Origin of the sequence: Micromonospora sp. KC721, from assembly GCF_004348355.1 — a bacterium.
In the GTDB taxonomy this organism is placed as follows: Bacteria; Actinomycetota; Actinomycetes; order Mycobacteriales; family Micromonosporaceae; genus Micromonospora.
The window spans coordinates 1-12,696 of record NZ_SMJY01000177.1 but is presented as its reverse complement, the minus strand read 5'-3'; the positions used below and the strand labels follow the sequence as shown (position 1 = coordinate 12,696).

Genomic DNA, 12,696 nt, shown 5'->3' with positions numbered 1-12,696 from the left:
CACCCTCAAGACCTGGAAGATCCTGACCAAGCTGCGCTGCTGCCCACGGCGAGCGACCCCGATCGTGCAGGCCATCCTCGTTCTGCACAACGTCGAAGCCAACCGCTACGCAGGATGAAAAGGGCTCTATCAAGGTCAGGTGCGGCGGAACAGCCGGCATCGACGACCTCACGGCCCGCGTTCTGCGGCATTCGTTCGGCACCGGCTGGTGCGCGACGGCTATGACCTGACTGGGTGTGATCTGCCGCCGGAGCCGGCTGCCGCTCACCGCTCCTTGGTGGATAGATGCCGGCGGCATCACCCATCAGACGACCGCCGAGTCTTGAGGGCCGGAGGTCAGTCGTAGGGGCTGGCGCTGCTGTGGAGCATTTCGGCCCGCTCGTGCTGGACGGATAGACCCCTCGCGGTGCCGGTCGCGCTACTTCCACAGGACCAGGACGGCAAGTTCAGCGCCGTCCGACCCGCTCGGGCTCAACGCCGCCGGGACAGGGCTTCCTGGTCGTCGCGGGCCCACCGCTGTACGTCGGCCCACAACAGGCGCACGCGCCCTGGCTGTTGACGAGCACGGGGCAAACCCCGTCGAGATCCTCAGCATCCTCGGCTGCCAGGGCGAGCGCGTGCACGTACGCGCCAAGCCCCGCGCCCCAAGGGCGGCAACTGACGGTGCACCGTTCACCGGCCAGATCGGGCAGCGACACCCAGATGGGGCCAACTGTTACTGTCCGCCCGCCCATTCGAGTCGGTGCCGGCTATCACGCGGTGATGGGCACAGGAGCCGACAAGATCAGGTGGCTCACCTGACGCTGACAGCGCTTGGGTTGTCGTGGCGTGCGCGTGTCAGCTTCCAGCGAGACGGGCGGTGGGCGGCTGCGTCGGCCGGAAGGGCCACTCCTCGAACGAGTTGCAGCGCCTGTCCTTGGCGAAACACATGATCCACAGGTGGCGATACTCCTGATCGGTTGGGTCGCCGTAGCGGACCTCGACCCGCGCCACCTCAGTGTCGCCCTCGACCGCGACGACCTCACTGGTCATGTGGAACACCTCATCGGGCCATCTCGGCGACGGTCTGGAATGCTTCACCCATGTCTTCCTACCCGCCCACCTTCGCCGACCAGGTGGTCGCACAGCCCGCCCGTGCCCAGTTCGAGGCGTTCCTCGACGAGCACCGCAGCGCGCTCAATGGCTGCTTGGACGGGCTGACAGAGGAACAGGCACGCCGATCGTTGGTAGCCTCCCGGACCACGCTGCTGGGTCTTGTGAAGCACGCGACCTTCGTCGAGAAAGTCTGGTTCGACGAAGCCGTCACGTGCCGGCCGCGCGCTGAGATCGGCATCCCTGCGACGCCAGACGAGTCGTTCATCCTCGCCGACGACGACACGATCGCCACCGTCCAGCACGCACACCGCGAAGCCTGCGAAGCGTCACGCCATGCCACGTCACCCCTGGGCCTGGACGACATCCTTCACGGCAACCGGCGAGGCCCGCTTCCGCTGCGGTGGGTGTATCTCCACGTACTGCGCGAGCTCGCCCAGCACTGTGGGCACGCAGACATTCTGCGAGAGCAGCTCATCGACGAGTAGCAGCCAGTGAACCAGCCCGCCTGCCGAGGCCCGCCGGACGGTGCCGGATCGCGCCGGACGTGCAGGTCAGCGGCCACATCAGAGTCTGACCTTGTGGTCGGGATGCCGGCGCCTGGATAGTGGCCGATCCGGATTTTGCTGGCTCAGTAGCGGTGGTGTTCCGTTTCAGGCTGCGCTGCGTTCGCCGGCCGGTCGGCGGCGCAGGGCCGGGTTCACCGCAGGCGGGGAACGTAGCTTGGTCGAGCCGGGTGACGTCGGTGTCGGGCGGAACGATCTCGTCGATCCGGTCGAGGATGTCGTCGGTGAGCGCGACGCCGACGCCCTTGAGCAGGTTGTCGAGCTATCTCATGGTGCGCGCGCCGAGCAGTGTGCTGGTCACGCCCGGGTGCGCGATGGTGAACGCCATGGCGAGGTGGGTCAGCGGCAGGCCGGCCTCGTCGGCGAGCGGGATGAGTTGTTCGACGACGTCGATGCGGCGCTCGTCGTTGAGGTGTTTGAAGTAGCACGCGCGGCTCAGGTCGTTCTGCTGACCTTTGCGGACGCGGCCGGTGAGCATTCCCTGGCCGGGCGGGCCCCACGCCAGGGTGCCGAGGCCGCGGCGCTCGGCTAACCGGCAGTACGTCGTTCTCGATGCTGCGGTTGAGGATCGAGCACGGCAGCTGCTCGGTGCGGAAGCGTTCCAGCCCGCGCCGCTCGAAAAGCCACTGGGCACTGACGATGTCGACGGCCGGTGTGTTGGACGATCCGATCGTCCGCACCTTGCCGGCGCGGATCAGGTCGGTGAGCGCGGAGAGGGTTTCCTCGATGTTGGGCCACCAACGCCCTGCGACGTCTACTCACGATGTTGCCGTAGCGCGCAGAGGAAGTGAGTGCCTTCCGGGACCGGTCCCTGGCCACGGCGGCGTTGCGGTATGTGCTCCTCGACGTCACCTACTGCAAGGCCCGAGTCATCGCGGCGACAGCCCCCAGTTCACCCGGGCCCTGGCCCTGTACCGTGCCACATTCATTCAACGACTGTGGCCTGGGTTTTCGGAGATCCTGTCAGGCTGCCCGGTGGTACTCGTTGATCACCCCGCCGAGCCGTCGTCGGCGCCGTAGGGGCTTGTCCATGGGGATGACGACGGCGGGCTCGTGGCTGGGTGGCTGCTCCTGCCGTCCTTGGTGTGGCCGGTGGTTGTTGAAGTGGTCGACGTACTGACCGACCACGGTCAGTGCGTGCCGCTCGTTGTAGATCGAAACGTGGTCGGTGCATTCGTGGCGGAGGCTGCGTCCTCGGCGTTCGATGAGGCAGTTCGCCTGCGGCGTGCGGGGTGGGGTCTTGACCACGGTGATGCCTTCGGTGGTGAGGACGTGGTCGAAGGCGGCGGTGTACGTGCGGTCGCGGTCGCGGATCAGAAATCGGAACTGGTTGGCGTGCTCGCCGAGGTCCATGGTGAGGTTGCTGGCCTGTTGGGTTACCCACTGGCCGGTGGGGTGGGCGGTGACGCCGAGGAGGTGGACCCGTCGGGTGGTCACTTCCATGATCACCAGCGCGTACAGGCGTTGCAGCAGGATCGTGTCGAGGTGGAAGAAATCGATGACCAACAGGCCAGTGGCCTGGTTGCGTAGGAACGTTCGCCGGTTGGTGTCCTGCTGGTGGGGCGGCGGGCGGGCACGTTGGTGGGCCAGGATTCGTCGGATCGTGCCCGCCGGCGATCGGTGGCCCAGCCGCTGTAGTTCGCCTTGGATTCTGCGATGTCCCCACCGCGGATTGTCGCGGGCCAGTCGTAGCACCAGCTCCCGGATCTCAGAGGACGTCAGGTGCCGGGATTCGTCATGCTCTCCCTCGACGGCAAGGTGATCGTGCAGCGCACGGTATGGCAGGACGACATCGGCTTCCTGGCGGTGCGGAACCCACAGCGATCCCAGGCCCTACGCAGGCAGGGCGAGTTTGCGCTTGGCCGCACTACGATAGATCTCATGTTTCACGATGAGGACCGCGCCCTGCTCGCCCGCCCGCTGTACGCCTTCCTCACCGTCGCGCCGCGTTCGGAACGGTGGCCCGCGCCCCGCCCCGTGTGGTTCGAGTTGACCCAGGATGGCGATCTGCAAATGTTCTCGCTCCCGGATGCACCAAAGCTCGACCGCCTCCGAAAGCACCCCCGCGCCTCCGTCGTTGTCGCGGCTCCGCCCGGTGAGCCCGAACATTGGGTGTCAGTGGAGGGTTCCGTCACCCTCCGCGACGAGGGAGGTGCCGAGCTCGCGGCCCGGCTCGCCGAGCGGTACTACGACATGAGTGACCCGAGCCATCAGAAATTGGTTGATGAGTGGTGTGCCGGGGGTGTGATACGCATCGTCGTGCATCCCGAGGTGGTGAACCGCTACTCGGCCTGAACGCGTCTACGTCGGACCCATAACGGTGAAAGTCCATGACCGGCGGCGGAAGATATTCCGGCTGGTGGGCGTTGCTCACGGCCTTGATGCGGGCGATGCTGGTTGAACGGCCTGACCGGGACTTGTGGAGAGCTGGATGCTCGGTAGAGAAATTCTTGGGACCTGTGGATCGGTCGGGAAGGGGCGTACCTTCCCGATGATCGGTTGAGGATCTCAAGTGAAGGCCGACGTTGGCGCGTCGGTCGGGAAGGCACGCCCGGTGCTGACCGTAGTCGCCGAGGACGGGGCGAGGCGTGAGGACGTCTCGCTGTTGGATGACATCGTGCGGGAGGGCGCGCGGCGGATGCTGGCCGCCGTGGTGCCGCAAGAGCCCGAAGGTGGCCGAGGTACTACCTCTGCTCTACCTGCATGGCCTGTCGACCGGTGATTTCGTTCCGGCCCTGGAGTCGTTCCTCGGCTCGGCCGCGGGTCTGTCCTCGGCCACGATCATCCGGCTGAGCAAGCAGTGGACCGACGACTACCACGTCTTCTGCAAGCGGGATTTGTCCGGCGTCGATTATGTGTACGTGTGGGCTGACGGCATTCACGTCGACGTGCGCTTGGAGGAGGACAAGCTGTGCCTGCTGGTGGTCGTCGGGGTCCGTGCCGATGGGTCGAAGGAGTTGGTCGCGCTGGCTGACGGCTACCGGGAGTCGACCGGTTCGTGGGCTGACCTGCTGCGTGACTGCGCTCGTCGGGGTATGCGGGCCCCGGTCCTCGCGGTCGGTGAGGGCGCGCTCGGCTTCTGGGCGGCGCTGCGGGAGGTCTTCCCGGACACCCGGGAGCAGCGTGACTGGGTGCACAAGACGGCGAACGTCCTGGTCGTGTTGCCCAAGTCGGCTCATCCGGGCGCGAAGGCCGCCCTGGCCGAGGTCTACAACGCCGAGGACAAGCGGCACGCCCACGCCGCGGCGAAGCGGTTCGCTGACGCCTACGGGGTCAAGTTCCCCAAGGCCGTCGCCAAGGTCGTCGACGACCTGAACGAGTTGCTGACCTTCTACGACTTCCCTGCCGAGCACTGGATCCACCTGCGCACGTCGAACCCGATCGAGTCGACCTTCGCGACGGTGCGTCACCGCACCCGCGTCACCAAGGGCCCCGGCAGCCGAGCCGCCGGCCTGGCCATGGCGTTCAAGCTGATCGAGTCCGCGCAGGACCGGTGGCGGGCGGTGAACGCACCGCACCTGGTCGCCCTGGTCCGCGCCGGCGCTACCTTCATCAACGGCCTACTGGCCGAGCGCCCAACCGGCCTGGCCGCATAGCTCACCACCGACGAACCCGAGGGAGCGCCAAGCATGACCATCATCGACAAGATCGCCTGGATCCGCCTTGAGAACGGTGCGATCCTCAGCTCCCGATCACGCGGCAAGGACGTCTACTACATCCCGGGCGGCAAGCGAGAACCAGGCGAAGGCGACATCGACACCCTCGTCCGCGAGATCCAGGAAGAACTCAGCGTGGCCATCGCCCCCGACACCGCCGAGCACGTCGGAACCTTCCACGCCCAAGCCCATGGTCACCCCGACGGGACGATGGTCCGCATGACCTGCTACACCGCCGACTACCAAGGCGTCCTGCAGCCCAACAGCGAGATCGAGGAGATCGTCTGGCTCACCCACGCCGACCGCCACCGGGTCTCCCCAGTCGATCAGATCATCTTCGATCACCTACACGAGACCGCGCGTATGCGCTGAGGCAACGTCAATGCCCGTCCACAGGTATTGACAATTACTCCTTGCCGGTTCCTGTTGACCTCAAGCAGAGTTCAAGTGCTTCACTGTCGGCCATGGATCTTGATGGTTTGCGCGTCGCCATCACCGGCGCGGCACGTGGCACGGGTCGACTTCTGGCCGAGGCGTTCGCCGCACGCGGTGCCCAGATCTTCCTCTCGGCCCGTGACCTGGAGGCGGCCCGGCGGGTTGCCGATGCGATCAGCCAACGGGGAGCAGGTCGGGCCGATGCGTTTCGCTGCGACCTCTCCACACCGGAGTCGGTGCGCGAGTTCGCCGCGGCCGTAGCCAACCGGACGAGCCACCTCGATGTGCTGATCAACAATGGTGCCGCCTACATCGACGGTGACGACCTGGCAGACGTCTCGGACGACACGATCGAGAGCGTGATGGCTGCGGGCGGAACCGGCACCGTGCTGCTGACCAAGCATCTGTTGCCGCTGCTGCGCGCATCGTCGCGGCCCGACATCGTCAACATGATCTCCACATGCGGCGAGGTGGGGCACCGCCGTTCGGGCGCGCATCCCGCGTTCTACGCGGCCAAGCACGCCCACGCCGGGCTCGCTGAGATCCTGTCGCACCGGCTTCGGCCAGAAGGGATCCGAGTGATTTCCCTGTTTCCACCGGACTTCGTCCAGGACGGGCCGCGGCGGGCCGACAGCGACCTCACTGCGCAGTCGGTCATCGACTGCGCGGTCTTCGCGGTTGGTCAACCACGAGACTGCTTCATCCGCGCGTTCCACTTCGAGCAGGTACGGACACCACATTCCTGAGCGCCCGCCCTGCCAAGCAGCCTGGGCCGACCGAGGATCCTCGGCGTAGGTCGAGGCGCTGAGACCGCCGGCACCGCAACGAAGATCAGGTGCGCGGATCTGCCGCCGTCAACGCGCGTCGACCGTCACGGATGGCTGCCGACCATGATGCGCGTGGTTGGCCTCTGCCCTCTGGCTCGGGGTCGGCGACCTATCGAGCAGGGCACCCAATTGAGCGGCGGATTCGTCGGTCAGACGATAGACGCCCTGGAGGCTGACGGAGCGTTCGAGACGGCCGTTGACGACGTACTTCAAGGTGCGCTGTTCGCCGCGTCGGTTGCGCCAGGTTAGCGCGCTGAGCAGGTCGCCGGGGACGGCGACGTCGAAGCGGATCGGTGTCGCTTCGACGTGTACCGGGCTCGCCCCACATCCATTGGCGCCGAGCATCGCCCAGGCGTCGTGACCCGGATAGGACGGGTCACGCCATGTTGTCGCAGCAGTGCCGCAACAGTCGCGCCGCTGCTTGTCGACGACGCGCAGGCGGCTCACCAGGTAGACCACGCATCGGTTCACATGCAGCGCGAAGACATCGTCGCCGACACCGACGCTGGTCCAACTGGGAAGAGACTGGTGCACCCCGCTGAACGCCACCGAGGGCCGCTCGCCGACTCGGTGCCGGCGTAGCTCCCGGCAGACGTCATGGGTCCACAAGGTGGTGAACGCAGTCGACATGGCCATGATCATAAGAGCGACGACTGACAGTCTCGATCCATCACGGCCACCCGCTGAGGCCACTACGCTGACCTTCGCACCCGCCCTCGAACCCATCCGGATCTGCCACTCCGGGAGCGTTGGTGTCGAACGCGGCTGCTACGCAACGTGAGGCATGAATACATTCTCTGCTTCCTGCCCCGGGTCCGTACCCAACGACGAGGCCGCCATGTCGGCCCACATCGGCCGCTACTGCGGCGTCACGCGGACACACACCGAGTCGGACCTGCGCACCTTCATCACCTGGTGCATCGCCGCGCGGCGCGTCGGCCCCAGGACCACGATGCGCTATGGCCGGGCCACAAGATCCTCGACCGCCGCCCGAGCTACAGCAGATCCTCGCCGCTGCGCGGCAATGCCGTTGAGATCGATGGCGGTGGGTGATTTGCTGGTCGTCCTGGCTTTGATTCCCTCATGACATTGAGTGACGCTGTTGGCGAGGACTGCCCGATCTGTGCGAAACATCGAGGTGGGGCCTTTTGGTGGGTGGGCCACTGATCTGGCAGGACGACAACGTCCTCGTCTTCCACCGACCGCCCAGTGACAGCGGTCAGGTCTTCCTCGGTGGGTCGGGTCGACGTTGAGGACGATGAGGAGTTGGGCCTGTAGCCATCCTGGATGCGGGATTTTGGGTGGTTGCTGGTTGCGACCTCGGCGCCGCGCGAGTCCGACGACGCCCGCTCCTGGGCGAACTGATCAACGAATAGGCGCAGGCAGCGTAAGCGAACCTCAGTTTCGAACCGAACAGGTCGGGCCGGGCCGCCCGCCGACTTCGTCGAGGATCGCAGTGCTGTCCACGCCTTCGACGTGTCACGCGGCCGGGCACCGCAGAGTCGAATCGGTTCGCCGCTCGATCGGCGCCGCGTCGGCGGGCAGGCGACACGGAATGCCTGAGCACGATGCCTAGCACTCCGGAGGTGTCGTACTCATCGGCAGCCACTCGGAGCCTGCGAGGCGTCAGGAGCAGGAAATACCCTCTGAAACCTTGACTTCACGCTCGATACGCCCGTTAACTCATATCTATGTATTCGGGCCGTAACCACCCTCCCGGGTGGCCGGCGACGCCGGCAGAATTGTCGAAACGGTTCGACTATCGGCCTTGAGGCTGTGCCCTGAACCCGTGTTGCCGAGCTGGCGGATGAGTCACAGGAGGTTGGCATGCATCGTTCGAACGCCCGCCGGCGCGGCTGGTCGCCGGCAGCGGATGGAGGGCTGGCCGCAGCCGTGGCCGCCGGGGGCGCGGCCCTGGCGATCCACGGGTCGGCCCTGGCCGCGCCGGGCGCGATGAGGGCCGTGGCGGCCGCCGGTGTTGACGGTGTGGCGGCCGGGAACGCCGCGATCGCCTCGGTCGACCTGAGCGGGACGTGGACCTTCACGCCCGCGGGCCGGGCGGCGACCACGATCGCGGTACCCGGTGGCGGCTGGTACAAACAGGGCTTCACCGACGTGAACGAGGCGGTGTACTCGCGCAGCATCACCGTGCCGGACTCGGGGCAGCCGCAGTCGACCTGGATCGAGTTCGGCGCCGTCAATCACCAGGCGACGCTGTCGGTCGACGGCCAGGTGGTGGCGACGCAGACCACGGCGTTCACGCCGTCGAATTTCGACATCACCGCCTACGCGGCGCCCGGCACCACACACACGATCAGCGTCGCCGTGAAGGGCCGCGGGGCGTTGAAGGCATCCAACGGCCGGTACCTGGTGCCCGACGCCGCCGACTGGTCCGAGGCGATCCCCCAGGGGATCTTCAGGTCCGCGTTCCTGCGGGTATACCCGGCGGTGTACGTCAGCGACACATTCGTGCGTACGTCGGTGGCGAACAAGACGTTGAGCTACGACGTGTCGGTGCGTAACACGTCGGGCAGTTCCCGGTCGGTGACGTTGACCGGGTCGCTGTCGTCCAACAACGGAACGGCTTTCAGCTACCCGGAACTGCCCAGCCGTACGCTCACCGTGGCGGCCCACTCGACCGCGACCGTGACCGTCGGGCCGGTCGCGTGGAACCTCGACAGCACCTCGTACTGGTGGCCCAACGTGCCGTACCGGTCGGGGTACCGGGCGCAGCTGCACCGGCTGACAGTGCATGCCGTCGCCGATGACGGGCACACCAGCGACGCCACATACCGGTTCGGGTTCCGGGAGGCCACCCAGAACGGTGACTACTACTACCTCAACGGCGTGCGCGTGAACTTCCGCGGCGACAACCTCCAGGGTGCCGACTATGACCGGATCAACAACGGCGGCAAGGGCGACGCCTACGACACCCTGCCCGGCTTCCTGCCCCCGTCGCCCGGCAACGGCGGCTGGCCGCAGGCGGTGGACAACTACCAGCGGCTGAACTTCAACGTGGTGCGCATCCACCAGGAGCCCGCGAGCCCGTACATGTTGGATGTCGCCGACGAGATGGGCCTGATGATCATCGACGAGACCGCGATTCGCGGCTCCTCTGGCAAGCAGGATTGGATCGCCGGGCACGACAACATGGTCAACCACGCCCGTGCGCTGGTCCTGCGCGACCGCAACCACCCCGCGGTCATCCGCTGGAGTCAGGTCAACGAGCCGAACCAGAGCGGCCAGGATTCCGAACAGTTCGAGAAGGACCTGTACGCGGCGATGAACGGCAACGATGGCACCCGGCCGGTCATTGTCGAGATAGGCGTCGACGGGAATGTCAACGGGTATCCCGGGATGACGTACGCCAACTTCGCGGTGATCCCGCACTACGTCGACGGCTTCGGCAGGTACGGGGAGAGGGTGATCACCGTGAATGGGCGGCCCGACGGCGAGGGCGAGTACATCTGGCCGGCATGCAACACCAAGCAGGGCTTCGAGTGGTTCGCCACGGCAACCCTGGCCAAGCGCGGCAAGAACGCCACCGACCTGCGTCCGTACACGCTGCTGTCCGCCTGGGCCAGCGTCGTGCCCGGAGTGCGGACCACCGACTTCACCCCGGAGGAGGGCGGTCGCCCTGTCTACGGCGCGGACAACCTCCCGGACCCCTGGAGCAACCCGCAGATCCAGCGCGTGCAGGCGGCGTTCAACCCGGTGGCCGCGGTCGACCTCCCCTACTGGTCGGCCTCCGGCGTCTCGGACGCGAACGGCACCTTCCCTCTGCCGCAGGCCGTGCCCAACTACGCCCGGAACGCCACGGTCACCCGCAACATCACCGTCTTCAACGACGACTTCGCCGACACTTCGGTGGGCTTCACCTGGACGGCGCGGCTCGACGCGCCGGACGGCGCGGTCGTCGCGTCCGGAAGCACGACCCTGACCGTCCCGCTCGGCTCGCGGGTCACCCAGCCGGTGTCCTTCACCACCCCCGCCACCGGCAACCGCGTGTACCTGCAGCTGTCGACCACGAAGTCCGGCCGCACCGTCTTCACCGACGCGGTCGAGTACTTCACCCTCGGCGGCAGCGGCGGAACCGGACCCGCACCAGGCACCTACCGCATCGTCAACCGCAACAGCGGCAAGCCCCTCGCCATCGCCGGCAACTCCACCGCCGACGGTGCCAAAGCGGTCCAGCAGAGCGGCACCCCCACGTGGACAATCAGCACCACGCAGGACGCCTACACCTTGCGCTACACCGCCTCCGGACAGGTGCTCGACGTCAACGCCGGCAGCAGCACGGTCGGCCTGCAACTGCAGCAGTGGTCGGCCAACGGCGGCACCAACCAGATGTGGTACCTGCGGCCCACCGGTGACGGCTACTACACCATCGTCGGCCGCAACAACGGATTGACAGCCGACGTCTACGCCGCCTCGACCAGCGACGGGGCGCAGGTCGTGCAGTGGAGCGCCAACGGCGGGACCAACCAGCAGTGGCAGTTCGTACCCGCCTGACAGAGAACAGAGATGGATGTCAAGCCCGACCGCCGGTAACGGGCTGCCGATCGTCGCGCCGACTCGGGGGTGCGGTTTGTGCACCCGAGTCGGCCGCGATCCGATCGCGGTGGGACACGAGCTACCGATCCGGACAGACGCCAGCCTGGTCCGCTCGCTACCTGTACGTGAGCCAGGCCCGGGGCGTCGCGGCTGAGTGCACGGACGGTCGAACGCGCGTACTGGCAGTTGGAGTCTGCTGGCTACTCCCGAACCACCTTGCGGACGCAGCTGAGCCGCCGACATGGTCGGGTTCTACGGCCTCGACAAGGCTGCGTCCAGCGAAGTGGTGTACGACTTGCCCGTGATGGGCGTGTTGCGTAGATGAGAGCCGGCCATCGCGTCGATCCTTCAAGACGACCAAGTCAGAGAAGGAAGAGAGAACGCGATGGCCGCTTCAGAGAGTGTGAACCCTGTTGACCTGCTGCGCGAGCAGATCGAGGGCGCGTCGCCGGACGTGTTGCAAGCCATGATCAAGACCTTCGCGCAGGCGGTGATGTCCGCCGAGGCGGACGCGATCTGCGGTGCCGGGTATGGGCAGCGCAGCGACGAGCGGGTGAACTCCCGTAACGGCTACCGGCATCGGGAGTGGGACACCCGGCCGGGACGATCGACCTGGCGATCCCGAAGCTGCGGCAGGGCAGCTACTTCCCGGACTGGCTGCTGACGCATCGGCGGCGGGCGGAGCAGGCCCTGGTATCGGTGGTGGCGACTCGTATCTGCTCGGGGTGTCGACTCGGCGAGTGGAGAAGCTGGTCGAGCAGCTCGGGATCCGGCAGCTGTCGAAGTCGCAGGTCTCGGAGATGGCGCAGCATCTGGACGCGCAGGTCGAGGCGTTCCGCAACCGGCCCCTCGACAGCGAGCATTACACATTCGTGTGGACCGACGCGCTGACGATGAAGGTCCGCGAAGCCGGCCGAACCGTCAACGTTCATGCCCTGATCGCCGTGGGTGTCAACGCCGACGGAGGGCGCGAAGTCCTCGGCCTCGACGTTGCCTCGGACGAGGACGGCGCTGGCTCGCTGGCGTTCCTAAGGTCGCTGACCGCCCCCGGCCTGACCGGTGTCCGCCTGGTCATCTCCGACGCCCACGCCGGCCTCGTGGCCGCCATCGGCGCTGCGCTGCCGGGCGCGTCATGGCAACGCTGCCGCACCCACTACTTGCGCAACCTGCTGACCAAGGTTCCCAAGTCGGCGCAGCCGTGGATCGCGACCCTGGTCCGGACGATCTTCGACCAGCATGACGCCGACGCCGTCCGAGCCCAGTTCGACCGGGTCGTAGCCACGATCGAAGCGAAGTTCCCGGCTGCGGCCGAGTATCTCGACACCGCCCGCGACGACGTCCTGGCTTTCACCGGCTTCCCCCGTGAGATCTGGCGCCAGATCTGGTCGAACTGTGAGGATTTTGCGGTGCCGCCTTCGGGCTGTGGTCTGACTCGTGGTCTAACGATCTCGTGCGCAATAGGACGGTCGTTGACGGTGTTCCACCGTAGGTGATGATCTTTCGGTGTCGATCCGGTGGGCTCGTCGTGCATTCAGCCATCCCTCGTTCACGGGAATCTCCCGCCGG

The 12,696-nt window shown here is 66.7% G+C and carries 9 protein-coding genes and 5 pseudogenes; 9 read left to right on the top strand and 5 right to left on the bottom strand.

Annotated elements, in window-relative coordinates; all coding sequences use genetic code 11:
- Both E1182_RS24130 and E1182_RS32505 read left to right on the top strand, forming a co-directional pair.
- Nucleotides 1-118: pseudogene (locus tag E1182_RS24130) on the top strand (IS5/IS1182 family transposase); the annotation flags it as partial.
- Between the two features lie 448 nt (nucleotides 119-566).
- Nucleotides 567-641: pseudogene (locus E1182_RS32505) on the top strand (XRE family transcriptional regulator); the annotation flags it as partial.
- A gap of 196 nt (nucleotides 642-837) precedes the next feature.
- Here E1182_RS32505 and E1182_RS24120 read toward each other — a convergent pair.
- Complete coding sequence (locus E1182_RS24120) at nucleotides 838-1,032, bottom strand: hypothetical protein (protein ID WP_243706393.1); 195 nt, start codon at nucleotides 1,030-1,032, stop codon at nucleotides 838-840.
- A 50-nt stretch (nucleotides 1,033-1,082) separates the two neighbouring features.
- On the opposite strand from E1182_RS24120, the gene E1182_RS24115 reads away from it, so the two are divergent.
- A complete protein-coding gene (locus tag E1182_RS24115) occupies nucleotides 1,083-1,580 on the top strand; it encodes a DinB family protein (RefSeq protein ID WP_132269267.1) in 498 nt (165 codons plus the stop codon).
- 340 nt (nucleotides 1,581-1,920) lie between these two features.
- Here the strand turns inward: E1182_RS24115 and E1182_RS32770 are convergent, their stop codons facing one another.
- From E1182_RS32770 to E1182_RS31745, 3 genes and pseudogenes are all read right to left on the bottom strand, one after another.
- Nucleotides 1,921-2,292, bottom strand: coding sequence for an aldo/keto reductase (locus tag E1182_RS32770; protein WP_256370855.1), 372 nt, complete (start codon nucleotides 2,290-2,292; stop codon nucleotides 1,921-1,923).
- Nucleotides 2,261-2,338: pseudogene (locus E1182_RS32765) on the bottom strand (hypothetical protein); the annotation flags it as partial. The gene E1182_RS32770 and the pseudogene E1182_RS32765, both read right to left, overlap by 32 nt.
- A gap of 283 nt (nucleotides 2,339-2,621) precedes the next feature.
- Entirely contained in the window at nucleotides 2,622-3,164 is a 543-nt protein-coding gene (locus E1182_RS31745) for an integrase core domain-containing protein (RefSeq protein WP_207921493.1), read from the bottom strand.
- Nucleotides 3,165-3,395: 231 nt separating this feature from the next.
- On the opposite strand from E1182_RS31745, the gene E1182_RS24100 reads away from it, so the two are divergent.
- From E1182_RS24100 to E1182_RS24085, 4 genes and pseudogenes are all read left to right on the top strand, one after another.
- Nucleotides 3,396-3,953, top strand: coding sequence for a pyridoxamine 5'-phosphate oxidase family protein (locus tag E1182_RS24100; RefSeq protein ID WP_243706391.1), 558 nt, complete (start codon nucleotides 3,396-3,398; stop codon nucleotides 3,951-3,953).
- A 350-nt stretch (nucleotides 3,954-4,303) separates the two neighbouring features.
- Nucleotides 4,304-5,254: pseudogene (locus tag E1182_RS24095) on the top strand (IS256 family transposase); the annotation flags it as partial.
- 33 nt (nucleotides 5,255-5,287) lie between these two features.
- Entirely contained in the window at nucleotides 5,288-5,686 is a 399-nt protein-coding gene (locus E1182_RS24090) for an NUDIX domain-containing protein (RefSeq protein ID WP_132269263.1), read from the top strand.
- 92 nt (nucleotides 5,687-5,778) lie between these two features.
- Nucleotides 5,779-6,495: an SDR family oxidoreductase gene (locus tag E1182_RS24085; protein ID WP_132269261.1), complete on the top strand. Its 717-nt coding sequence runs from the start codon at nucleotides 5,779-5,781 to the stop codon at nucleotides 6,493-6,495.
- A gap of 108 nt (nucleotides 6,496-6,603) precedes the next feature.
- On the opposite strand, the gene E1182_RS24080 is transcribed toward E1182_RS24085, so the two are convergent.
- Nucleotides 6,604-7,206 carry a hypothetical protein gene (locus E1182_RS24080; RefSeq protein ID WP_132269259.1) on the bottom strand — a complete coding sequence of 201 codons (603 nt, stop codon included), beginning with the start codon at nucleotides 7,204-7,206 and terminating at the stop codon, nucleotides 6,604-6,606.
- 1,197 nt (nucleotides 7,207-8,403) lie between these two features.
- Between E1182_RS24080 and E1182_RS24075 the strand changes: the two genes are divergently transcribed.
- Entirely contained in the window at nucleotides 8,404-11,088 is a 2,685-nt protein-coding gene (locus tag E1182_RS24075; RefSeq protein ID WP_132269256.1) for an RICIN domain-containing protein, read from the top strand.
- A gap of 427 nt (nucleotides 11,089-11,515) precedes the next feature.
- Nucleotides 11,516-12,623 (top strand): annotated as a pseudogene (locus E1182_RS24070) (IS256 family transposase).
- Nucleotides 12,624-12,696: the final 73 nt, after the last annotated feature.